This is a genomic window from Mesorhizobium ciceri biovar biserrulae WSM1271, assembly GCF_000185905.1.
Lineage (GTDB): Bacteria > Pseudomonadota > Alphaproteobacteria > Rhizobiales > Rhizobiaceae > Mesorhizobium > Mesorhizobium ciceri.
The window spans coordinates 3,922,697-3,943,722 of sequence record NC_014923.1; the positions used below are offsets into that span (position 1 = coordinate 3,922,697).

A 21,026-nucleotide genomic window follows, 5' to 3' on the forward strand; every position below is an offset into this window, starting at 1 on the left:
TGATCGAGACAAAGGCTCCCCACCGACCGGATCGCAGGTCTTGGAGAAGGGGGAACGGGTCCGCCCTCGGAAATCAGGAACTCCTTCGGTGCCGGCACGTTGACCAGACAAGCCGGGAACCGTCCCGGTCTTTGTTGGCGGCGCAAACCCCGTCGCCGAAATCCACACCAAGCGCAATGAAAGGTAAGGCCATGGGCTTCTTTTCGAAGGACATCAAGACACTCGACGATCTCTTCGTGCACACGCTGCGCGACATCTATTACGCCGAAAAGCAGATCGAGAAAGCGCTGCCGAAGATGATCGACAAGGCAACCGACCCGCAATTGAAAGCCGGATTTGAAAAACACCTCGATCAGACGAGAGGCCATGTCGAGCGCGTCGAACAGGTGTTTGAGTTGCATGGCGTCAAGGCCAAGGAGGTCAACTGTCCGGCAATCGACGGCATTCTCGAGGAGGCCGACGATGTGAGCGGTGACGTCGATGACAAGGAGGTTCTCGACGCGGCGCTGATTGCTTCGGCGCAGGCCGTCGAACACTACGAGATGACGCGCTACGGCACGCTCATCGCCTGGGCCAAGCAGCTTGGCCGCACCGACTGCGCCAATGTGCTGGCCAAGAATCTCAAGGAAGAACAGGCGACAGATCGCAAGCTCACCGAAATGGCGGAAAGCAAGATCAACCTGCAGGCAGCCGAATAAGGCTGCAATCCGGCCGGCTGGTAACTCGGCCGGCCGGATTGCCGGTAGGTTCCATCCCGTCAGCGAGACGGGTCGACGCCCAGTGCCGCTGATTGCTTGCGCAGCGCCTCACCGTCATCCTGCGGCACATGCCGAGCAGACCCTGCGGTTTCCGTGTAGATGCGATACGCTACACAAGCGAACGCCACCATGAAAAGCAGACGGCCCATCCATCCTACTCCTTCGTTGCGGATTTCGTTTCGGCCATCCTCAGTACCCTCCGACGACGGGCAAGATCTCGCCGGTGATGTAGCTCGAGCAATGCGGCGAAGCGAGGAACACATAGGCCGGCGCGAGCTCTTCCGGTTGCGCTGGTCGTTTCATTGGCGTGTCCGCGCCGAATTTCGAGACGTCGTCAGCTTCCTTGTCCGACGGATTGAGCGGCGTCCACACCGGACCCGGTGCTACCGCATTCACCCTTATGCCCCTGCCGATGAGATTGCCCGACAGGGCCCGCGTGAAAGCATGGATGCCGCCCTTGGTCATCGAATAGTCGACCAGCTGTTTTGAACCGTCGATACCGGTTACCGAACCGGTGTTGATGATCGCCGAACCGGGTTTCATGTGCGGCACCGCTTCCTGCGCCATATGAAAATAGCCGTAAAGATTGGTCTTCAACGTCGTGTCGAAATGTTCTTCGGTGAGCTCGCCGAAGTCGCTGGAATGGATCTGGAACGCAGCATTGTTGACCAGCACGTCGATGCGGCCGAATTTTTCAACGGTCTCCATGACCGCCTTGTGGCAGTGGCTGCGTTCGCTGACATCGGCCTTGACCAGGAGGCAGCGTCGTCCCTCCTTTTCCACCGCGGATTTGGTCTCTTCAGCGTCCTTGTCCTCGGCCAGATAGACGATCGCGACGTCGGCGCCCTCGCGGGCGAACAACACCGCCACCGAGCGGCCGATGCCCGAATCGCCGCCCGTGATGAGCGCTACCTTTTGGTTGAGTTTTTTCGATCCGAGATAGTAAGGCGCATCGTACAGCGGCGCCGGCTCTATGGCCCATTCATGTCCCGGTTTGGGCTGATGTTGCTCAGGGAAGGGGGGCTCGGGATATTCGCGGGCGCCAGCCTGCATGGCGCCTTGCAGCTTCCCATCGCCTTTCGATTTGTCCTTGGCATCGATGCCACGTTGGATATGGCGCTGCTTGGCCGCTTCACCGGCTATTTCCGACTTCATCTGCATGATCGTCTCCTTGGCTTGGAGAGAAAACAACGCATGTCGGCCAAAAAGGTTTGCGCAAAAGATCGACTGCAGAGAGGATTCCGACCAGCGGTTGGCAATGCGTGGCGACGACATCGCCAACTGCAACAATTCAGCTGCAATGCAGCCGCACCAGCCACCGCCGCGACGGGATCGAGCACCCGGGGCTTGCCCGCTGCCTGCGCCGCCTTGGCGGCGAGCCAAACGTGACGATGTGGACTGGGAAGCTCTTGCGTCAAACTGGCGTGCGCAAAGCAGCGCCATCCGGTCTGCTCCGGGCGGAGCGCCGGAATTCTATCTTGGCGAGAGGCCGTCGAGCAGGAAGTCGAGGCCTCTTCGGAAGGCGCCATCCCAATCGTTGTCCAACAGCAGACGAGAGCGTTCGATTGTCGGGTAGTGTTCGCTGAGATGTGTAAGACGCTGCTGTGCGGCTGCCCTGTCTTCTTCCGAGAGGTCGAAGCTTGCCCGGGTGAGGGTAGCGCCCATCACATAGTTCCAGAGCGACCATATCGCGGCGTTCAGATCCGCGTCCGCAACACCGGCTCTGGACAAGGTCTTGCTCAGCATTTCCAGGCGACCGAGAATGTTCCGACCGAGCGCCCGGCGCGGCAACAGCGATGCCGACCAAGGATGGCGCAACATTCTGGCGCGCCAGTCTTCGAGCATATGAACGACGTCTCCGCGCCAGTCCGGAGACTCACCTGTTTCAGGCGATCCGCGATGTTCGAGCACCGAATCGACTGCTAGATCAAAGACATCCTCCTTGTTGTCGACGTGCCAATATAGACTCATCACACCCGAGCCGAGGCGATCGGCCAGCCGACGCATTGTCAATCCGTCTATGCCCTGGGCGTCCAGCAGTTCCACCGCGGTCGCCACGATACGCTCTCGAGACAGCGGCGGCTCGGTGCTCGCTTGCTGCACGGGCTGGAGCGACACGCTTATCCGTTGATCCCCTTTGCTCCGGGCGCCGCTGCGTTTGGCTACCATCCGTCGTCCTCGCTTTTTCAGAACATCGATTTTGACCGGCAACGCGACAAATGTCGATCTTGAGCGATTGACTCGTACGACGTACCATACGATGACTCGTACATCGCACGATTCACGTAGCGATTAGGTTAAAGTTCAATCTGCAGGCGCCAGGGTAGGTTGCTCGCAGGCTGCGGAGCCAAGCGAAAAACCATGTCACGCGCAATCAAGCATCTGCTTATCGGAGGGCTAATCATCATGACCATTGCAGTCCCCACTGCGTCGCCGGCGAACGAGTTCAAGCTGACTATTGTCAATCCACAGGCACTCTACGACCCGTCGCCGAATGGCTACAGCACCGCCGTAATCGCACCGCTCGGAGCTCGGATCGCCTACATCTCCGGGCAGGGCGGCCAAGACAGCACAGGAACCTTGTCACCGGATTTCGCCGTCCAGGTGAAGCAGGCCTACGCAAATTTGCATGCTGCGCTTGAGGGCATCGGCGCCAAGCCGGATCAGGTGGCGAAGCTCACGGTCTTCGTGGTCGACCACGACATGTCCAAGCTCGAGGTGTTGACCAGGAACGTCAAGGACATGTTCGGCGAGGCGCTGCCGGCGCAGACTCTGGTTCCCGTTCCCAAGCTTGCAATCGATCCCATGCTTTTCGAGGTGGAGGCCACCGTTATTCTGGAATAGTCGCTCCGATTGACCCGATCGTTCGAACAAAGAGTCGAGCGCGCTGCCGACGGCTGCGCGCTCACAATATCGAGCGGATGTTTCCAAGCCTCACGTGTTTCCAGGCTGAAGCCTCCAAGGGAACTGGAAAGTGAAGTCGGGGACCGCCGCATCCATGCCGCTCGCCGTATCCAATGTGGCGGCGATGTAGAAATGTCGCTCGCTCTGCAAAGTAGAAATGTCGCCAGGGCCTGTTCGAAGGGCAGGGCGCAGCAAGTTAGAAATGCGACAGTGAGGCGCTTCTTGGCACCGACGTGAGCGTCCGATCGGGCGTCAGCTGGCCGGGGCTGCGCAGCCCGATCGGGGGCGATCCAGCTTGGCTCTCTGACTTTAACTTTGAGAGCCCGCCTCACTCGGCAGCGGTCAAGCTTGCCAGTGCCTGTTCTCGCCGCGCGATGACTGCAGGATCGTTCATGAAGTCCGTCCTGCGGCCCGGCTTGGTTCCGCGCTTCTTGTAGGCACTCTGCTCGCTGTTGGTCTTGATCTTCGGCGGAGGCCGCGCCTCATCCTGCTGAGCCTTGATCCAAGTCAGCACTTCGCCGAGCCGCTTGTTCTCGGTGACCGCCGTGTGCGTGACGCGCTGCTCCTTGTCGAAGACGGTGTAGGGCAAGGAACACGCTCTCCATCGAACATCCAGCCGACCGTCGGCGAACTCATGGATATCGACGTATTTGCCGACCAGTCCGCACGAAAGTTCGTTCTTCTCAAGCATGATCTGCCTGCGTTCGTAGGAGAACGACAATTGCTGGCCGACATAACGCTGCTCCCGCTTGCACAGCACGTCACGCAGCCGATCTGGCGCAACATTCAATGCGCGATGCAGATTGTCCGGTCGGGCAGGGACCTTGGCGAACCTCTCGTTGAAGTCGACCATGAACGCCGGCAGGAACGCATTGGCCGCCTCGATGTCCGATATCCCGGCAAGCCGCAGTTCCTTCACAAGCCGGTCCTGCAGCGTCCGATTGACCCGTTCGACCCGGCCCTTGGCCTGGCTGGAATTGGCACAAAGGATCTCGATGTTGAACTCAGACAAGGCACGCCCGAACTGCGTCATGCCGCGGCCGGCGCGAGCCTCGGCCTTCGCCACCCGAAACACCGTGTGCTTGTCGGAATAGAATGCGACCGGACAACCGTGCGTCTTCAGATAAAGCTCCAGCGCTTCGAAGTAGCTGAACGTACTCTCCGACTTCACAAAGCGAAGTTGTTGAAGCGCGCTGGTTGCGTCGTCGATGAAGACGAGCAGGGTGCATGGGTCGCCCCGCTCCTCAAACCAACGGTGATCGCTGCCGTCGATCTGCACCAGCTCGCCATACGACTCCCGACGTAATCTGGGCTGATGGAACGTCCTGCGGTGCTTTCGGGACAGCCAGATTCCAGCTTCCGCCATCCATTTGCGCAACGTCTCTCGTGACACGACCAGGCCGTGGTTCGCCGCCAACTTCTCGGCCGCCAAGGTCGGCCCGAAGTCGAGATAGTGTTCCCGAACCAACTGAACCGCCAGTTCGCCGATGCCGGCGACATATCGATGGTTTGACGGTCGTCCTCGAGCCTTGTGCCGAAGTGCTGCGGCGCCTTCGACGCGGAACGCCTTCAGCAGACGCTGGACCTGGCGGGTCGTCATATCCAGCACATGCGCCGCCGAGACGACCGTCATGCGCTGCTCCAAAACCTTCGACAGCACCTCGATGCGTTGCAGCTCGCGCTCGCTCATTAAGATCAGTCCCAACCCGCCGTCTCCCTCGCTCATGGACGAGCAAGGCGACATTCCTACTTTGCGGAATCAAGACATTTCTATTTTGCGGCAATAATCCAAAAGTCGCATAAGATAGATTATGGAACTAACGCATGGGCCAAGAACTGTAAATTGCCGCTGATTCTCATAGGCTTGAGCCGATTGTGGCGTATTGCCTTGAGCGGATCGCCAACGCTAGGCTGTTGAAATGAAGATGGCAAACAGCGAGATCGAAGCGGCAATCGAAGTGTTCGTGCATGGCTTCAGCGCTGATAGGAGCCGCACCTTTCCTTACGAGGCCAGCCGCGTTGGACCATTGTGGCTGATGCGCGATGCCGAACGCAAGAATCCTCGCGATTACCGCGGCGAAGAATGGGTCGTCCATGACGTCGCCGCTCAAGAGACCGATGCCGTCGTGCGGCAGCATGCGCGGCCGGGCTTTGCCATTTCCGTTGTGATCGCGAACGACGATCCGGACGGGCCGACACGAACCGCCTACAAAGCTCTCGGCTACCGGCTGCTGCGGACCGAAGGCTTTTTCGTCCACCGATTGCACCGGATTCCGAACCCGCCATCGGTTGCTTCGGTCGAACGCGTGCAGACGGCCGAACGGGCGGCACAGTTGGGAAAGATCATCCGCAGGCAGCCGATCCCAGACGATTTGCTCGGCGACACCGCGCCGTTCCGCCAGTATGTGGCAATCGACGGCGCCGACATCGTTGGGCGCGTTCGCAGCCTGGATGCCGTGGGAGCCACCTGGTGTTCGAGCATGTATGTCGAGCCGTCGCACCGGCGTCGCGGCATTGGTCAGGCTTTGATATCGAAAATGTTGCACGACGATCGCGCGCGCGGGTCAAGGTACTCGGTGCTGGCAGCAACCCATGCCGGGGCGCTGCTTTATCCCCGGATGGGCTACGAGCGGATCGGAACGCTGCTGATATTTGCACCAAGGAGCCGAAAGCCCTCATGAAGCTCTATTCGCATCGTGCTGATTCATAAGGGATTTCTATAACCATGCCGTCATAGGCGGGTTCGACATTGGCTGGTGTCTCGGCCATCACCGAGACGTAGTCGAGCGGCACGTGCATATGTGTCAGCACCGCATGTATCGGCGCCAGCCGCTGGATCCATTCAAGCGCTTCGCCAAGTGACAGATGACTTGGATGCGTCCGGTACTGCAGCGCGTCGATGATCAGCACGTCGAGGTCGCCCAGCCGTTCGGCGGTGGGTTCCGGAAAGTCGCTGATGTCGGGGCAATAGGCGAGACCGCCAATGCGGAAACCGAGCGATACGATGTCGCCGTGGATCTGCGGCAGCGGCTCGAGGGTGAGGGTACCCCCCTCTCCTTCGACGACCACCGGCCTGGTGTGGTCGATGAGATGCGGCCTGACGATCGGCGGATAGGAACTGCCTTGCGGCGTCTCGAAACAGTATCCGAACGCTTCCCGCAGCCGAAGCATCGTCGCCCTGTCGGCATGGACGTCGATGAGCTGGCGCTGATCGAGGACGAAACCGCGCAGATCGTCGATGCCATGGATATGGTCGGCATGCGGGTGGGTATAGACGACCGCATCGACACGTTTGACGCCGGCCAGCAGCATCTGCTGCCGAAAATCCGGCCCCGTGTCGATGACGACAGTCGTTCGGCTGCCGTTCGCCGCAATCCGCTCGACGAGCGCGGCGGCACGGGTGCGCCGGTTCCTGGGGTTGTCGGGGTCGCAATTGCCCCAATCGCCGGTGATGCGCGGCGTACCTGGGGACGAGCCGCAGCCGAGAATGGTGAGGCGCAGCCGGTCAGTCATCGTTCAGGCACTTTGCTCTGCAGGCCGCGGCATCTTGCCGAACAGCCGGAAGAAATTATCTGTGGTCAGATCGGCGATTTCAGCTTCGCTTACCCCGATCGTTTCGGCCAGCACTTTGGCGGTATGGGCGACATAGGCGGGCTCGTTGCGTTTGCCGCGAAACGGCACGGGCGCCAGATAGGGCGCATCGGTTTCGACCAGCAATCGGGCATGCGGGACATCGGCGGCAATGGCACGCAACTCAGCTGAATTCTTGAAGGTCAGGATGCCCGAGAACGACACGTAGCCACCGAGAGCGACGCCCACCTCGGCAAGCCGGCGCCCGGAAGAAAAGCAATGCAGGATGAAGGGGAAGGCGCCCTTCCCTGTTTCGTCCTCGAGAATATCAGCCATGTCGGCATCGGCATCGCGCGAATGGATGACCAGCGGCAGCCCCGTTTCACGGGCGGCGGCGATGTGATTGCGAAAGCCTTGCGCTTGTGCATCGCGTGGCGCCTTGTCGTAAAAATAGTCGAGACCGGCCTCGCCGATGGCCACTACTTTCGGGTGCGCGGATAGCCGCACAAGCTCCTCGACCGTGATATCCAGTTCTTCGGCCGCATTGTGCGGATGAGTGCCGACAGAGCAATAGACTTCGTCGAAAGTTTCAGCGATCTCAAGTACTTGCGGAAAACGCTTCACGCGTGTCGAGATCGTCACCATACGGCCAATTCCGGCGGCTGAAGCGCGGGCGACGATGGCCGCCCGCTCCTCGGCGAAATCTGGAAAATCCAGATGGCAGTGGCTGTCGACGAGCATCAGATGTTCGCGTCCGGCTGTTCGACGTAACGCGGAAACACGCCTTCCGGCACCGGCAACGCAGTGCCGGGCACAAGCGCGTGATCCGCGTGGACATGCACGAAATCGCGGCTCTCCGCCGGCACCGCCAGCAGGTCGAGCAGTTTCGCGGCCGAGCCCGGAGTGAAGGGCTGACACAGCACCGCCACGCGGCGCACGACTTCGGCGGTTGTCCACAGCACCGTTTCCATGCGCGCCAGGTTGGTCTTCTTCAGCGCCCATGGTGCCTCGCCGGCGAAGTAGCGATCGGCTTCCGCCACCACGCCGAAGATCGCTGCCAGCGCCAGATGGATGCCCTGCTCGGCGACCGCCTTGCGCGCGATGTCGAGCGCGGCGGCGGCCTGATCCAGGATCGCTCTGTCTGCATCCGTCAGCTCGCCGCGCTGCGGCACCACGCCGCCGCAGTTCTTGGCGATCATCGACAGCGAGCGCTGCGCCAGGTTGCCGAGGCCGTTGGCAAGATCGGCATTGGTGCGGTTGACGATCGCGTCATGGCTGTAGCTGCCATCGTTACCGAACGGCACCTCGCGCAGGAAGAAGTAGCGCACCTGGTCGAGACCGTAGTGCTCGACCATCGCGAATGGATCGACGACGTTGCCAACAGATTTCGACATCTTCTCGCCGCGGTTGAACAGGAAGCCATGCGCGAAGACGCGCTTTGGCAACTCGATGCCCGCCGACATCAGAAATGCCGGCCAATAGACCGCATGGAAGCGGACAATGTCCTTGCCGATGATGTGCGTGGCCGGCCAATAGTGCCATTGCTCGGCCTTTGTGTCGGGATAGCCGGCGGCGGTGATGTAGTTGGTCAAGGCGTCGACCCAGACATACATCACATGCTTGTCGTCGCCTGGCACCGGCACGCCCCATTTGAAGGTCGTGCGCGAGATCGACAGATCCTTCAGCCCCGACTTGACGAAGCTGAGCACCTCGTTGCGGCGCTCGGTCGGACCGACAAAGTCGGGCTGGCTCTCATAAAGCGCCAGCAATTTGTCCTGATAGGCGGAAAGCCGGAAGAAATAGCTTTCTTCCTCGTTCCATTCGACCGGCGACCCAAGCGGTTCGCGGCGCACGCCGTCGTCGCCGAGCGTCGTCTCGCTCTCGTCGAAATAGGCTTCCTGGCGCACCGAATACCAGCCGCTATAGCGGTCGAGATAGATGTCGCCATTGGCGGCCATCGCTTTCCAGATCGCCTGACAGGATTCGTAGTGGCGCGGTTCGGTCGTGCGAATGTATTGGTCATTCGAGCCGCCCATCGCCTCGGTCATTGCGCGGAAAATCGCCGAATTGCGGTCGGCCAGCGCCAGTGGCGTTATGCCTTCCTTCTCGGCCGTTTGCTGCATCTTCAGGCCATGCTCGTCGGTGCCGGTCAGGAAGAAGACGTCCTTGCCGTCCAGGCGCTGGAAGCGTGCCAGGGCGTCGGTTGCAATGACCGTATAGGCGTGGCCGATATGCGGCTTGCCGTTCGGATAAAAGATCGGGGTGGTGATGTAGAATTTGTCGCGTGACATGAATGAACCGTCATGAATGTCTGAATGGAAAGGCGTGGCGGTGGATATCGTATCGAGGCAGCATTTGCCATCCCGATCCAGGAAACCCAGTCACATTCGCATTGCAGAATTCAGGCGGTCGATCATGATCAAGGCGTGCTGCTTCTTATCGAGATTGTAAGTATCGGTCTCAGATATAGCGTCCAGCGCCTCATGCCAAGTGTCCGACAGCGTTTTGGCTCGTGCGAGATCGCCAGCCAGTGCTGCCTGGCTTGCCGCGTCCGACAACAGGTCTAGCGCCCGGCGGTTGAAGATATCGAACTGGATCGCCTGATCGCGGCCGGCCACGGCTTCGGCGAGGCGGAACGCGCCGCCGACATCGCTCTTTCTCCCGGTGACCAGAGCGTCGAGCGTCGAAGCGATCTCCAGCCCGCCATACTGCGTCAAGAGGATCGCGTTGCGGGCGCTGCCCCCTGCCCGCTCGACCAGTGCCGCGCGCGCCGCCGGATCCTCAGGCGGCGCCGGCTCGGTCGTTTCCAGCACCGCCATCAGGTCGTCGGCGTCGAGCGGCGTCAATCGCACCACCTGGCAGCGCGACCGGATCGTCGGCAGCAGGCTGCCCGGAGCATGGACGATCAGGATGAAAAGCGTTCGTGCCGGCGGCTCTTCAAGATTTTTCAGCAAGGCATTGGCGGCATTGGTGTTCATGTCGTCGGCGGGGTCGACGATGACGACCCGGTAGCTGCCGTCATGCGAGGTCAGCGACAGGAAGCGGCTGACCTTGCGGATCTCATCGACGGTGACGACCGTCTTGAAACTCTTGGTCTTGTCGTTCAGCGGCCGGGTCAGATGCAGCACGGAAGGATGCGCCCCGGTGGCGATCTGGCGAAACAGCGACGACGCCGGATCGGGAGCGGCAAGGCTTTCCGGCGCCTGCGCGAAATCCGGGTGCTTCAGCAGATGATGCGCAAGGTGGAAGGCGAGCGTCGCCTTGCCGATGCCGACTGGCCCGGAAAAGATCAGCGCATGCGGCAGCTTGCCGGCGCGATAGGCGGCGGTGAGCACGCCTGCAGCCTGGCCGTGCCCGACCAGAAGGGGCGTTTCGGAGGGCTCCGGCACGCCGTCGAGCGTGTCATGCTGCTCGGGTGCGATGCGCTCGAAGATCATGCCGGCGTCGCCTGCCTGTCGCGTGCCGGCGTTCTCGCCGCCAGTGCCGCGAACACTGCCGCGGTGACGACGTTCTCAACCGCGTCGGGCTCGGCGGCTGCGTCGACGACGATGCAGCGCTCCGGCTCGGCCTTGGCGATCGCCAGAAACGCCTCGCGGCGGGCCTGGTGGATCGCCAGCGTCTCCTTTTCGAAACGGTCGGCGACTGCCTCGGCGCCGCGCCGCAGCGTTGCGCGCCTCAGGCCTTCCGCTGGGTCGATGTCGAAGATCAGCGTCATGTCCGGCATCATGCCGTTGATGGCGACCTGTTCCAGCGCATCCATGAACGCCGGATCGATGCCGCCGGTGACGCCCTGATAGACGCGTGAGGAATCGAGGAAGCGGTCGCAAAGCACGATGGAGCCACGCTCGACCGCCGGCCGGATCACCTGCTCGACATGATCGGACCGCGCGGCGGCGAAAAGCAGCGCTTCCATCTTCGGCCCGAACGGTTCGGCTGCGCCCGACAGCAGCACATGCCTGACCGCTTCGGCGCCCGGCGAGCCGCCGGGTTCGCGGGTAAGCAGGACATCGTATTTCTTGGCGCGCATCTTCCTGGCCAGCCGCTCGATCTGCGTCGACTTGCCTGCCCCCTCGCCGCCTTCGAAGGTGATGAAAAAACCGCGTGCCAACCGAGAGGCCTTCTTGTCCATGGCTGAATGGGATTGTAGCGCTCTAGATAGTCCGCGTTGGGTCAAACGTCCATGCCGTCGATTTTTTGCCCTTATGCATGCCGTTCCCCAAAACCATGGCTGGTTTTGAGCGACATGCGTTAGCGCAGCCAGCCGACCGCCAGTTCCTTGACGGCATCGAGCGCGCGCTGCGGCAGCGTGCCGACGCCGATCGATTCGGCTGCGAAAAGCGGCGTCTCCTGGCTCAGCGTATCGCCGATCCAGACGCGCAGCGCACCCACCGGCTGCCCCTCCTCCACCGGTGCTGCAACCGGGCCGTCATAGACGATCCTGGCCGTCAGCTTGTCGCGGTTGGTGATCGGCAGGAAGATGTCGATCGGTCCCTTTGCCTTCAGCGTCACCCCGGATTTGGCGCCGCCGAAAACCTGGGCTTCTCCAACCACCTCGTCCCTGGCGAAAATTTCAGTCTTCTCGAAGGAGCGGACACCCCAGTCGAGCAGCTTTCGCGCTTCCTCGGCGCGCTCCTTGTCCGAGGCCAGCCCGCTCATCGCCGCGATCACCCGGGTACCATTGTGGCTGAGCGAACCGACGATGCCGAAGCCGGCTGCCTCGCTCGCCCCGACCGCCAGGCCGTCGGCGCCGATGTCCATCGCCAGCAGCGGATTGCGGTTCCTCTGTGAGATCTTGTTCCAGGTGAAATCCTTTTGGGCAAAATAGCGATAGAAATCCGGATAATCGCGCCACAGGTGCAGGGCGAGCTGCGCCAGTTCGCGCACGGTCGTCTGCTGGCCATCCGCCGGCAGGCCGGTCGAATTGACGAAAGTCGACGTCTTGAGGCCGATCTGGCGGGCGCGTTCGGTCATCTGCACGGCAAAATTGTCTTCGGATCCCGACATGCCTTCGGCGATGACGATGCAGCCGTCATTGGCCGCCTGCACGGTCACGCCCTGAATCAGGTCTTCGAGCCGGATCGACGACTTGAGCTTGGCGAACATCGTCGATGTTCCCGAAGGCGCGCCACCCTTGCGCCAGGCGTTCTCGCTGACCACGAACGTATCGTCGAGCTTCAGGCGGCCCGATTTGATGGCGTTGAAAACCACTTCCATGGTCATCAGCTTGGCCATCGAGGCCGGCGGTATCGGCTTGTCGGCCTCCTTGGAAAACAGCACCGTCCCGGTCTCGGCATCGATCATGAAGGCCTGCGCGGCCTTGGTCTCGAACAGCTGTGCACCGGCCGGAGCCTGGAAAAACAGCAGCAAGCCAAAAACCAGAAGTCCGGCGAGAGGCGGGAGCAAGCGAAATTGCATGATGTTCGACCCGTTGGCCGGCACCGCCGGCAAGCCCGTGAAAAGTATCAGGCTTTTTGCGCGGCGGATCAACCGCGCAGCGGAAATCCCATCAGGCTTGCGCTCAGTTGCGCACAGCCAGCGCATCGGGCGCGCCATGCGACCAGGCAGCCTGCAGCAAATCATCGAGATTGCGGTGGCCATCGGGATAGAGATTGACCGAATACCAATCCTCGCCATCGAGTTCCGAACGCTGGATCTCGATCTTGCCGTATGCGGCAAGCTCAGCGGCAACACGCTTGGCCTCCGCTGCATCCTCGAACGAACCAGCCGCGACGTAGTCAGTGGACGGACCGGCCGTTGGCGGCTGCCGTTTCCATGATTGGAGCACATCGGCCGGCGACATGCCGTCGCCACCCATCGCGGCGAAGGCATTTGAGGTGCGTTCGACCCGCTCGTCGGCATAGGACAGCGAGGCCACGGCAAACGGCGATTGCGGCGGCAGATTGATCTGCGGACGCTCCGGCACGATCGGGCCGAAATCCGGAAGCGCCAGATCGCCATAGGCCGACGACTGCGTCGACATGATCGGCTGGACAGAACCGGAATCGGTCAACTGGCCCGGAAACGGCACGGCAGCAGTGCCGGCAGGCAGGCTTGGCGACGGCCCGTTCATGGCGACCATGACGCCGGTCGGCAGTCCATCCGACGGGTCTGGCGCCCTGTTGCCGGGATGATAGGAGGCCATCAGATACTGGTCGTCATCGCCGTCGAGCGGCGCGCGGCCGACATATTCGACCTTTACCTGAGCGGTGCCGGTGTTGGCATAGTCAAGCATCTGGGCAGCGCGCTCCGATACGTCGATGATGCGGCCTTCGTGATATGGGCCGCGATCGTTGACGCGAACGATGACCGAACTGCCGGTCTTGAGATTGGTGACGCGGGCATAGCTTGGCAGCGGCATGGTCGGGTGCGCCGCCGTCAGATGGGTCATGTCGTAGACTTCGCCATTGGCGGTAAGCCGGCCGTGGAAGGCATCGCCATACCAGGAGGCCAAGCCGACCTTGGCGTAACGCTTGTCTTCCTTCGGGTAATACCACTTGCCGCGGACCTGATAGGGTTTGCCAAGCTGATCCCTGCCGCCGCCACGTTGGATGCGCCCGTTCCGGGAGATCACACGCGGGCTTGCCTTCACGCCATATTCGGATTCGGCGAAATATTCCTTGGAGCGGGTCTTCTTGTTGACCATCGCTTTCGGCTCAGGCTGCGACGCGCAGGCAGCCAGCAAGGCGGCCGACATGGCGAACAACGCGACGGTAGCAGCGCGACGAAGACGCGGTGGCGTCACAGCCTGCATTTTCCTGATGTCCCCTTCAGTCTCAACTCAAGGCGTCGCGTTCAACCACCAGAGGAGCCAAAACACTCACCCGACAATACCAACGACGCTTAAAACCCGGATCCTTTGTGCGCAGGAATTGCTTATCACGGTATTAATCGATTGTGGCCGCAACCGGGCAAGATTGTGGCGTCTCCACCGTAAGAGCTCTCTGAAAAGTAACGGTTTTCGTGCTTCCACGCGAGAGATGTGATGCCCTCTGCCACAGAAAGCCTGGCTTCGCTCCTGCCCGCCGTGCCTGCCAATTGACCGGGCTTTGTCGGGCAGCGGACCGACCGCCGGAACAAAGAAATGCGCCGCTAGTTTCATCCGCAGGGCACTCGAACAGAAGGACGAGCATGATGAAAATGACTTCATTGATGGTCGCGATCGCGATGTCGCTTTCTGCCGGGTCTGCGATCGCCGCATGTCCGGACAAGTCAGCTTCGAACACCGGGACCGATGCCGGACAGACCGCCGGTATTTCGAAAGATGGAACCCACGCGCCTTTAGAGACTCCGAAGGCCATGGGCAACGCGAACAAGCCAGCCGCCAAGGATGGCACCACGATGCCGTTGGCGGGCGCTGAAGGCGGCGGCGACAAAAACCTTGCAACCTCGCAGCAGGACATCGAGGCGCAGCAGCACGGTGATAAGGCCGCGGCGGCAAAGGCGGACGAAAATTGCAAAGACTGAGGACCGTACAGGCCGGAGCCGATTTGCAGCTTCGGCCTTCCTCACCAGTAGCTGTTCCCTTGGCGAAAGTTAAATCTGCGGGATACCGCAGCTGTCCCAAGAGGCTGACCCGTAGGGATTCCCTCCGCCCAATTCCGAGGATGGCTTGGTCGGTAGGTCGCGCCCTCGGTTGGGCCTGCACGAAAGCCCTCCAGCGTCAGGCTTCTTGTGTTCGCGCGCAAACCTGTACATCGCCAGTCGGCGGGCTCCTTCTTCATCATGCACCAATGGGATAGCGAGTTCCGGTGCTCGATTGCGACAAACTCAGAGCCTGCCAGGACGGCAGGAACCGACACAGTGGTGGTTGACGCAGCCCTCAATGCCGCTTTACAGGAATGAGGCGTGAACCAGCCGGGAGCGCCTTCGGTGCCAATCCGGTACCACAGGCCAAACGAGTTGGCCCCGCGCTGCCCAAATGGTTGAAAAACCACGATGGAGGAATGGCCGAGCGGTTTAAGGCACCGGTCTTGAAATTCGCTCATTGGCGTCCCTGCCCCTCCCTTTCAATCCTACCAAATCCTTCTCTGTCATGGTGTTGAGTGGTTTGCGGGTGCCTATCCTGCTATGCTTTCCCGGCTAGTACCGTAGCGTTGCGTTGCAAAAATCGTAGCAACTCGTTCTTCGAGTGTTCTGCCTCGACTTCAGCCAAATTCCTGCGACTATCGGCCCGGCTATGCGACGGGGAAAAGGGTAGAGCCAATGACGCTACCAACGTGGTTTCCTGAACTGAAAGACGTTGTGCTGTTTGCTCTGGCTCTGTGGGGAGCCGCCCTCTCAACCGTTAACTGGTGGAAGACAGGTCGGCGCGACCAGCGTCTGATCAAGGTCGATCTAGGCTCGGGCATGGCCAATGTTGGGCCGATGTCCGGCAGAGCCTTCGCCCATTTCAAGGTGACAAACGTCGGCCATCGTGCGGTCACGGTTGCGTCTATTTGGTTGGAGATGCCTAAAGGCAAACGCATGTTCTCGACGTCAATCCTCAACATGCCAGGAATGGTCGACACACCATTGCCGGCAACGTTGAGCGACGGCCAATCTGCTCATTTGTGGATGAGCTATCAAAGTATCGGGCGCGCGGTGGCTGATCAGGGAATGGAGTCGGCAACACTTTCCGCCGTATGCGAAGACAGTTCCGGAAAAACACATCGCAGCGGCTCTTGGGCCGTCAATTCTGCCGAGTTTGTTGACATGTAGCGGCCACCGTTCGTGCCAGACCGCAACCAAGGCTGTGGGTCTGCGTTGAAGCTCGGATCCCAATGGAGGCTCGAGAATGGATCCGGCGACCGCTGCAGTATTGCTTTTACTCTCTTGCAGCCAAGGTCAGGCTCCCGTCTGCAAGCCCATTGATGCCGCGCCGACCACATATGCGTCCCTTGACGTGTGTCTGGCATCTTTGAAGGACAGGCTCGCAGGTGCGCCAAACGGGAAAATCGTCGGACGATGCCGTCCTGTCGACGAGACTGTCACCGGTTCACTGCCCGCCGGGTACACCACCGTTGTTGTCACGCGGGGCGTTGGGAATAAAGCCATCAGCAACAACTACATCGTTCCGCACAAAGAATAAAAGGCCCGCCTCCGTGAGGCAGCGGGCCAAGTGTTTCAGGCTGCGCCTTCCGAGGCCCTGACCGCTTCATCCAATGCTTCTTCCGGAAGGAATGACCAGAGCAGCGCGTCAATGTCCTCAGTCTGGAGGTCGCCGTATTTGCCAGTGGCGAACTCCATCAAGAACTTGGCCCTAACGCGATGTTCCTCCATGGTGGTGCAGCGATAGGTGCACACAGCGTTCAGCGCGTAGCGTTCGGCGTCGGAAGCCTCGTTGCGTTCGTTGATCGCCTGTTCAAGCCCGACATCGCTACGCCGTGCCCGCTCTTCCTTGATCAGTTTCTTCAACGTCCGCAGATCGGCCTGCTCGGCCTTGCGAAGCGCGGCGCTCGACTGCTTGCCAAGATCTGGCGCCACCTTGGCCAGTGCCGCCAGCTTCTGTTGCTGCTCGGCATACCGTCGCTTGATGTCATCGCTCAGATCGGCTTCGATGCTCTCCAGTTCGCTGTAGCGGAGGCTACGAGACTGCCCCCCTCCAATGGACAAGGGAACGAAGAGTTCGGCCGTCTTCGGCAGATGCGCCTCTTCCAGGTCGGTTGCCACATCGATCGCGGCGATGAAGCGGGCGTAGGCAGCGTGCTTCGCCTCGATGAGGCCTTCCAACTCACGAGACACGCTAGGGGTAGATGCGTCCCCTGCCCTCGCCCTCGCCTCTTGGCCGGCGACAGCTATTGCAGCCGTAGCGATTGCTGATGACGAGAGAATGGCGCGGCGATTGACATGCTGGTTCATGATTGATGTCCCTGCTTGGATTGTGGGGGGTGTTGCCCGCTCAGCAATGGTCACCGAGTCGTGGCGCTGAAGCGACCCGAAGAGACGGCGGAGCTGGGGAAATCCTGGCGAGCCGTTCATCATGGTTTCTCTCCGGTAAATCCAAAGGGCTGGAAAATGGGCATGCCTTCGGCGGCTGCCCGAACAGAGCTGTTCGGCATGGTCTTCTCTCCATCAGATGTTAGCGATTTTCGCTATGGATAACCATAAACGCTATTAACCTAAATGCAAGCGTTATTCGATAGGGCTAGCGTTTATCGCTAGTATGCGCTACTGGAGAAGAATGATGACGCCCGCTCAATGCCGCGCTGCCCGCGCCCTTCTCAACTGGTCCCAGCAGGATGCGGCCGACGCGGCGAAGATTGGCAACGCAACAATCCGCAACTTCGAAGCCGGCCGATCGACACCGCAAAATGCCACGCTTGAAGTACTTCAGCGCGCATTTGAGGCGGCGGGAGTGGAGTTAATCCCAGAGAATGGCGGCGGAGCGGGGGTAAGGATGCAGAAGCCGTGACCACCAACACTCCCCGCGCCCGCATGTCGGCCAAGCGTCGACAAGCTATCTTCACCGAGAATTGCACCGGCCATAACATCGCGCCGTGCTGCAACTGCAGCGAGCCGGTGCACCGTCACAACGACCGGTGGACTGTCGAACACAAGCGCCCCTCGCCCTTCTAGCTCCGGACGTGAACACCAACTGCGGCCCGGCTCATTTCGCTTGCGGCGGGGTGAAGACCCACACCCAGGACTTGCAGAGGATCAGGAAGGCAAAGCGCCAGCAGGCCCGCCATGAAGGCACAAAAAAGCCGGCTCGAGGTTTCGACCCCGGCCGGCTTGAGATTCGATTGGCGCAGCAAACGCTATGTTCGCGTACCTGTTTTAGATGTTTTCGCCTAGACGCTGTCGCCAAGCTCTATCGCGGTATCCTGCGCTCAGCTGGCTAAACGCATGAAATGATGGCGGCCTGCGGCAGGCGAGACATTCTTCACGGTGTCGGCCCAAGCCAGAATCCTTATAGACATACCCAACGAGAATACCTTGAGAAGCAAAGCGAGGGTAGACGTGATCAGAAATACGATGGTAAAAATCGGTGAGGCTGCCATGACAGATTTCATGTGCAAGACAATCAACCGTTTGGCGTCTTCACGCTCAAAAAAGGCTCGATCTTCTCCCGTAAGGTCCCTTTCCACCCTATGAGTCAGCACAACGAGCGGAAACACTACCGACGCCATTGCCATGAACCGCCAGTCAAAGACATCATCCACCATCGAGCTAATGAAAACCTTCCTGTCTTCGCTGACAGACGGATCAACTAAGAGTTTGCGCACTAGATCCGCAAACTCATCCCTTGTGCGCTCGGTCATTTTCAGAATGAGCGAACTAATCAGGGGGTAACAAAATGTTGCCACTATCGCAGCCATGACGATTGCCGACATTACAACACGTCCTTTCTGGCTCTGCCTGGTCGCCTAACGTTCGTACCCATCCTTTGGTTCACCGGAATTTTGCGCAACGACGCGCCTTTCAGGCGGTCAGTGTAACGGCGCTTCTGGGCACGGAGGGTCGCGTCGTAGGTGATATAGTAAAGGCCGAAATACAAACAAATCCCTATGATTGTCAAATCTCGGTGTTCAGTGAGCGCCTTGGTGAGGTCATCAAACCACCCGAAAAGCCACGCGAACGCCTGCACTGCGCACGTCGCAGTGACAAGTTGTCCGCCAGCCGCTTTGAAGAATTTGCCCAAGAAGACTCGCCCGCCTCACCCGGTGACGACCTATACGTACTGCAATTGAACTTGCCAATGGGCCGCTCTCCTCTTTCATAAGAGTTGGCGTCCGTCTCGGATCGGTAGTGGGCCCTTGCTTGCGCTTTTAGGGGCCTCTCGGCGCCTTCCTCCTCAACTCCTCAAGCTCACGCTTCATGTCCTGGGTGACATCGCGGGTGCCCTAGACAGACCCGAAGTCTTGCCGAAGCTCATCAAGCCGCCGGCACCGAGCATCAAGGTGTAGTTACGGTCAAAAACTCGTTGGCTGCGTCTTCCCGCTCAAATTCTTCACGTGCGTTGACCCCGATCTGCTGGAATGTCGAACGGAAGTGGGCACTATCCAGCCGTAGGCGATCGAACCGGCCCAGTGGTGTGCCACTGGATGAACTCGACTTCTTTCCCGGTGACGTCCCGCACCGCCTTTAAGAGCACCTCATGCAGGACGCGCGTCTGCCGGTAGTGGTCGCAGTACGGCGATATGAATGGCTTGACGATGCTCAGGTGCAGCGCTTCCGCTGCCACCAGAAAGCGATCTATTTCAGCCTGTGATAATTGCTTTGACGGTTTTGACCTAGCCATGGGTAGCGAGCTCCGTTAGAGGGTGATCGCCGCAACGGGAGGATTATATTCCTCATCTGCTTTGGGCTGGCAAGCGCTGTCTATTGCTTATCCCGGAAATCGAGCAGCTTGGCATGGCGAAGCTTCTCCTCGCCCTTCAGGAACCGCACGCGACCGACCAGACCAGGCTTGAGCCATTCGGCCTTTTCTTTCTTTAGACCGATCGGCACTGGTCCCCCGACCTTCCCTTGCACGCGATCCCATAATCGCTGACGCTTGTCGGCTTTAAAGGCAACGAAGGCGCCGCCAGCATAGCGACCCTTGTCGGCCATGAGCACCATTGCCGGCTTCCCAGCCTCGCGCTGCACGCCAATGATGTCCATTTCCTTTTCGGCATAGCATTTGATCTTTCGCCAGTTCATCGTCGGCCCGCTGCGGTAGACGCTGTCCTTGCGCTTTGAGACCATGCCCTCCAGCCCCGCCCTGTCGACCAGGTGATAAACCGCATCGCCAGTGCCGGGCATGGCTTTGCTGACCTGAATGCGGCCGACGGCTGGTATCAATGCCTGCAGGATCTCGCGGCGGTCTTCCACCGGCATGTTGCGCAGATCATGCCCGTTCAGGTGCAGGAGATCGAATGCCACCAAATACAGGTCGCGCGACGGCTTACGGCGGGTAACGGCTGATTGCAGGGCGTGGAAGTCGGACAGGCCGGCTTCGTTGACCGTGATTGTCTCGCCATCGATGATGAAACTTTCCGCCTCGATCGCCTCCGCCTCTCCGGCAAGTTCGATATAGCGGCCGGTCCAGTCGTAACCGTTCTTGGTGAACAGCCGGATCCCGTTTTCATCCTTGATGATTTGGGTCCGATACCCGTCGAATTTGATTTCATGGAGCCATTCGTCGCCTTGCGGTGGCGTGTCGACCAGCTCGGGTTCCATGGGCTTGATGAACTTCAGAGGCATGCGCTGACTCGCATAGTGCGATTCAATTAGCGCGCGCTAAAATGGTTCCGGAACATTTTAGCCATCCTGCATGTTCCAGTGCATGCCGACGATAGACACAGAAGAGTGCAGAGCGGCGCTATCCCTGATCCGGCGAACGATCGAGGATCATTGTCCGCCTGGCGTTCTTCCGAGCGAGGAAGCGGTGAACGGTCTTTATGGACCGGAACTCATGCATGAGGCGGCCGCGTTGGCCACCGCCATTGTCAAGACCGTGGACAAGCTGACATTGAGTTCGACGAGGATTCCGCCGGCGCCCAGCATTAAAGCTTAGCTGTGGATAGTAACGGCATCTTCACCATGGCGAATGAAGGCAATTGCGGGCACGGGCGGCAGGCGTAGCGTCGATCTGTCGGGGCCCACCTCCGACATTTCCAAGCGTACCCAGACTGGGCGATCGGCGACCCCGCCCCTTACCCGTGTTGCCGATCGCCCGTTCGCCGACCTAGCGCCGCGGCTGAACTAATCCGAGCAAAAAAGAAAAAGCCGCCGGCCGGAGCAGCGGCGGGGTTGGCTTCAGCCTCATGGGGGCCTGGGGCAGTAGTCGGCACGATCAGGCAGACCAAAAACGGGTTGAGCGACCGTGCCGAC

General features: G+C 60.2%; 22 protein-coding genes. 7 read left to right on the forward strand and 15 right to left on the reverse strand.

Features of this window, described 5'->3' with window-relative positions; genetic code table 11:
* Positions 1-191 precede the first annotated feature (191 nt).
* Positions 192-698, forward strand: coding sequence for a YciE/YciF ferroxidase family protein (locus MESCI_RS19025; RefSeq protein ID WP_013531567.1), 507 nt, complete (start codon positions 192-194; stop codon positions 696-698).
* A gap of 59 nt (positions 699-757) precedes the next feature.
* Here MESCI_RS19025 and MESCI_RS32295 read toward each other — a convergent pair whose 3' ends face one another.
* The 3 genes from MESCI_RS32295 to MESCI_RS19035 all read right to left on the reverse strand — a co-directional run bounded on the left by MESCI_RS32295 (position 758) and on the right by MESCI_RS19035 (position 2,927).
* Positions 758-907, reverse strand: coding sequence for a hypothetical protein (locus tag MESCI_RS32295; RefSeq protein ID WP_013531568.1), 150 nt, complete (start codon positions 905-907; stop codon positions 758-760).
* A gap of 40 nt (positions 908-947) precedes the next feature.
* On the reverse strand, positions 948-1,919 hold the full coding sequence (locus MESCI_RS19030; RefSeq protein ID WP_013531569.1) for an SDR family oxidoreductase: 972 nt from the start codon (positions 1,917-1,919) through the stop codon (positions 948-950).
* Positions 1,920-2,231: 312 nt separating this feature from the next.
* Entirely contained in the window at positions 2,232-2,927 is a 696-nt protein-coding gene (locus MESCI_RS19035) for a TetR/AcrR family transcriptional regulator C-terminal domain-containing protein (protein ID WP_013531570.1), read from the reverse strand.
* Between the two features lie 192 nt (positions 2,928-3,119).
* Between MESCI_RS19035 and MESCI_RS19040 the strand changes: the two genes are divergently transcribed.
* Complete coding sequence (locus tag MESCI_RS19040; protein ID WP_027161647.1) at positions 3,120-3,602, forward strand: RidA family protein; 483 nt, start codon at positions 3,120-3,122, stop codon at positions 3,600-3,602.
* A 388-nt stretch (positions 3,603-3,990) separates the two neighbouring features.
* On the opposite strand, the gene MESCI_RS19045 is transcribed toward MESCI_RS19040, so the two are convergent.
* Positions 3,991-5,367, reverse strand: coding sequence for an ISNCY family transposase (locus MESCI_RS19045; protein ID WP_164919931.1), 1,377 nt, complete (start codon positions 5,365-5,367; stop codon positions 3,991-3,993).
* Positions 5,368-5,698: 331 nt separating this feature from the next.
* Here MESCI_RS19045 and MESCI_RS19050 point away from each other — a divergent pair, with 331 nt between their 5' ends.
* Positions 5,699-6,343 carry a GNAT family N-acetyltransferase gene (locus MESCI_RS19050; RefSeq protein ID WP_224620913.1) on the forward strand — a complete coding sequence of 215 codons (645 nt, stop codon included), beginning with the start codon at positions 5,699-5,701 and terminating at the stop codon, positions 6,341-6,343.
* Positions 6,344-6,347: 4 nt separating this feature from the next.
* Here the strand turns inward: MESCI_RS19050 and MESCI_RS19055 are convergent, their stop codons facing one another.
* The 7 genes from MESCI_RS19055 to MESCI_RS19085 form a co-directional block, all read right to left on the reverse strand.
* A complete protein-coding gene (locus tag MESCI_RS19055) occupies positions 6,348-7,175 on the reverse strand; it encodes an MBL fold metallo-hydrolase (RefSeq protein ID WP_013531573.1) in 828 nt (275 codons plus the stop codon).
* 3 nt (positions 7,176-7,178) lie between these two features.
* The gene (locus MESCI_RS19060) at positions 7,179-7,973 is read right to left on the reverse strand and encodes a TatD family hydrolase (RefSeq protein ID WP_013531574.1); all 795 of its coding nucleotides are present in this window, start codon (positions 7,971-7,973) and stop codon (positions 7,179-7,181) included.
* Positions 7,973-9,523 carry a methionine--tRNA ligase gene (gene metG / locus MESCI_RS19065; RefSeq protein WP_013531575.1) on the reverse strand — a complete coding sequence of 517 codons (1,551 nt, stop codon included), beginning with the start codon at positions 9,521-9,523 and terminating at the stop codon, positions 7,973-7,975. The genes MESCI_RS19060 and metG overlap by 1 nt, the downstream gene beginning before the upstream one ends.
* A gap of 90 nt (positions 9,524-9,613) precedes the next feature.
* Positions 9,614-10,669 carry a DNA polymerase III subunit delta' gene (locus MESCI_RS19070; protein ID WP_013531576.1) on the reverse strand — a complete coding sequence of 352 codons (1,056 nt, stop codon included), beginning with the start codon at positions 10,667-10,669 and terminating at the stop codon, positions 9,614-9,616.
* Entirely contained in the window at positions 10,666-11,340 is a 675-nt protein-coding gene (gene tmk, locus MESCI_RS19075) for a dTMP kinase (protein WP_027161641.1), read from the reverse strand. Before tmk ends, MESCI_RS19070 begins: the two co-directional genes overlap by 4 nt.
* Before the next feature lie 140 nt (positions 11,341-11,480).
* Complete coding sequence (locus MESCI_RS19080; RefSeq protein ID WP_164919932.1) at positions 11,481-12,647, reverse strand: D-alanyl-D-alanine carboxypeptidase family protein; 1,167 nt, start codon at positions 12,645-12,647, stop codon at positions 11,481-11,483.
* 103 nt (positions 12,648-12,750) lie between these two features.
* Positions 12,751-13,983 carry a septal ring lytic transglycosylase RlpA family protein gene (locus MESCI_RS19085; protein WP_013531579.1) on the reverse strand — a complete coding sequence of 411 codons (1,233 nt, stop codon included), beginning with the start codon at positions 13,981-13,983 and terminating at the stop codon, positions 12,751-12,753.
* Between the two features lie 377 nt (positions 13,984-14,360).
* Here MESCI_RS19085 and MESCI_RS19090 point away from each other — a divergent pair, with 377 nt between their 5' ends.
* From MESCI_RS19090 to MESCI_RS19100, 3 genes are all read left to right on the forward strand, one after another.
* Complete coding sequence (locus MESCI_RS19090; protein WP_013531580.1) at positions 14,361-14,696, forward strand: hypothetical protein; 336 nt, start codon at positions 14,361-14,363, stop codon at positions 14,694-14,696.
* 738 nt (positions 14,697-15,434) lie between these two features.
* Positions 15,435-15,929 (forward strand): hypothetical protein, encoded by a 495-nt coding sequence (locus MESCI_RS19095; RefSeq protein WP_013531581.1) that lies wholly within the window; start codon positions 15,435-15,437, stop codon positions 15,927-15,929.
* Positions 15,930-16,005: 76 nt separating this feature from the next.
* Positions 16,006-16,299 carry a hypothetical protein gene (locus tag MESCI_RS19100; RefSeq protein WP_013531582.1) on the forward strand — a complete coding sequence of 98 codons (294 nt, stop codon included), beginning with the start codon at positions 16,006-16,008 and terminating at the stop codon, positions 16,297-16,299.
* 35 nt (positions 16,300-16,334) lie between these two features.
* Here MESCI_RS19100 and MESCI_RS19105 read toward each other — a convergent pair whose 3' ends face one another.
* The gene (locus MESCI_RS19105; RefSeq protein WP_164919933.1) at positions 16,335-17,192 is read right to left on the reverse strand and encodes a hypothetical protein; all 858 of its coding nucleotides are present in this window, start codon (positions 17,190-17,192) and stop codon (positions 16,335-16,337) included.
* A gap of 199 nt (positions 17,193-17,391) precedes the next feature.
* On the opposite strand from MESCI_RS19105, the gene MESCI_RS19110 reads away from it, so the two are divergent.
* Complete coding sequence (locus MESCI_RS19110) at positions 17,392-17,622, forward strand: helix-turn-helix domain-containing protein (protein WP_164919934.1); 231 nt, start codon at positions 17,392-17,394, stop codon at positions 17,620-17,622.
* Between the two features lie 418 nt (positions 17,623-18,040).
* On the opposite strand, the gene MESCI_RS19115 is transcribed toward MESCI_RS19110, so the two are convergent.
* The 3 genes from MESCI_RS19115 to MESCI_RS19125 form a co-directional block, all read right to left on the reverse strand.
* On the reverse strand, positions 18,041-18,544 hold the full coding sequence (locus MESCI_RS19115) for a hypothetical protein (RefSeq protein WP_013531585.1): 504 nt from the start codon (positions 18,542-18,544) through the stop codon (positions 18,041-18,043).
* A 665-nt stretch (positions 18,545-19,209) separates the two neighbouring features.
* Positions 19,210-19,452, reverse strand: coding sequence for a hypothetical protein (locus MESCI_RS33165; RefSeq protein WP_013531586.1), 243 nt, complete (start codon positions 19,450-19,452; stop codon positions 19,210-19,212).
* An 80-nt stretch (positions 19,453-19,532) separates the two neighbouring features.
* The gene (locus MESCI_RS19125; RefSeq protein ID WP_013531587.1) at positions 19,533-20,396 is read right to left on the reverse strand and encodes an ATP-dependent DNA ligase; all 864 of its coding nucleotides are present in this window, start codon (positions 20,394-20,396) and stop codon (positions 19,533-19,535) included.
* Between the last annotated feature and the right edge of the window lie 630 nt (positions 20,397-21,026).

Bases quoted from the DNA above. Each gene is read 5' to 3' on its own strand.
- MESCI_RS32295 (WP_013531568.1), bottom strand. From the start codon at position 907: ATGGGCCGTCTGCTTTTCATGGTGGCGTTCGCTTGTGTAGCGTATCGC.
- MESCI_RS19040 (WP_027161647.1), top strand. From the start codon at position 3,120: ATGTCACGCGCAATCAAGCATCTGCTTATCGGAGGGCTAATCATCATG.
- MESCI_RS19055 (WP_013531573.1), bottom strand. From the start codon at position 7,175: ATGACTGACCGGCTGCGCCTCACCATTCTCGGCTGCGGCTCGTCCCCA.
- MESCI_RS19115 (WP_013531585.1), bottom strand. From the start codon at position 18,544: ATGTCGGCAATCGTCATGGCTGCGATAGTGGCAACATTTTGTTACCCC.
- MESCI_RS19110 (WP_164919934.1), top strand. From the start codon at position 17,392: ATGATGACGCCCGCTCAATGCCGCGCTGCCCGCGCCCTTCTCAACTGG.
- MESCI_RS33165 (WP_013531586.1), bottom strand. From the start codon at position 19,452: ATGGCTAGGTCAAAACCGTCAAAGCAATTATCACAGGCTGAAATAGAT.
- MESCI_RS19105 (WP_164919933.1), bottom strand. From the start codon at position 17,192: ATGATGAACGGCTCGCCAGGATTTCCCCAGCTCCGCCGTCTCTTCGGG.
- MESCI_RS19025 (WP_013531567.1), top strand. From the start codon at position 192: ATGGGCTTCTTTTCGAAGGACATCAAGACACTCGACGATCTCTTCGTG.
- MESCI_RS19050 (WP_224620913.1), top strand. From the start codon at position 5,699: ATGCGCGATGCCGAACGCAAGAATCCTCGCGATTACCGCGGCGAAGAA.
- MESCI_RS19125 (WP_013531587.1), bottom strand. From the start codon at position 20,396: ATGCCTCTGAAGTTCATCAAGCCCATGGAACCCGAGCTGGTCGACACG.
- MESCI_RS19085 (WP_013531579.1), bottom strand. From the start codon at position 13,983: ATGCAGGCTGTGACGCCACCGCGTCTTCGTCGCGCTGCTACCGTCGCG.
- MESCI_RS19030 (WP_013531569.1), bottom strand. From the start codon at position 1,919: ATGCAGATGAAGTCGGAAATAGCCGGTGAAGCGGCCAAGCAGCGCCAT.
- MESCI_RS19060 (WP_013531574.1), bottom strand. From the start codon at position 7,973: ATGCTCGTCGACAGCCACTGCCATCTGGATTTTCCAGATTTCGCCGAG.
- MESCI_RS19100 (WP_013531582.1), top strand. From the start codon at position 16,006: ATGGATCCGGCGACCGCTGCAGTATTGCTTTTACTCTCTTGCAGCCAA.
- MESCI_RS19070 (WP_013531576.1), bottom strand. From the start codon at position 10,669: ATGATCTTCGAGCGCATCGCACCCGAGCAGCATGACACGCTCGACGGC.
- MESCI_RS19080 (WP_164919932.1), bottom strand. From the start codon at position 12,647: ATGCAATTTCGCTTGCTCCCGCCTCTCGCCGGACTTCTGGTTTTTGGC.
- MESCI_RS19035 (WP_013531570.1), bottom strand. From the start codon at position 2,927: ATGGTAGCCAAACGCAGCGGCGCCCGGAGCAAAGGGGATCAACGGATA.
- MESCI_RS19090 (WP_013531580.1), top strand. From the start codon at position 14,361: ATGATGAAAATGACTTCATTGATGGTCGCGATCGCGATGTCGCTTTCT.
- MESCI_RS19095 (WP_013531581.1), top strand. From the start codon at position 15,435: ATGACGCTACCAACGTGGTTTCCTGAACTGAAAGACGTTGTGCTGTTT.
- metG (WP_013531575.1), bottom strand. From the start codon at position 9,523: ATGTCACGCGACAAATTCTACATCACCACCCCGATCTTTTATCCGAAC.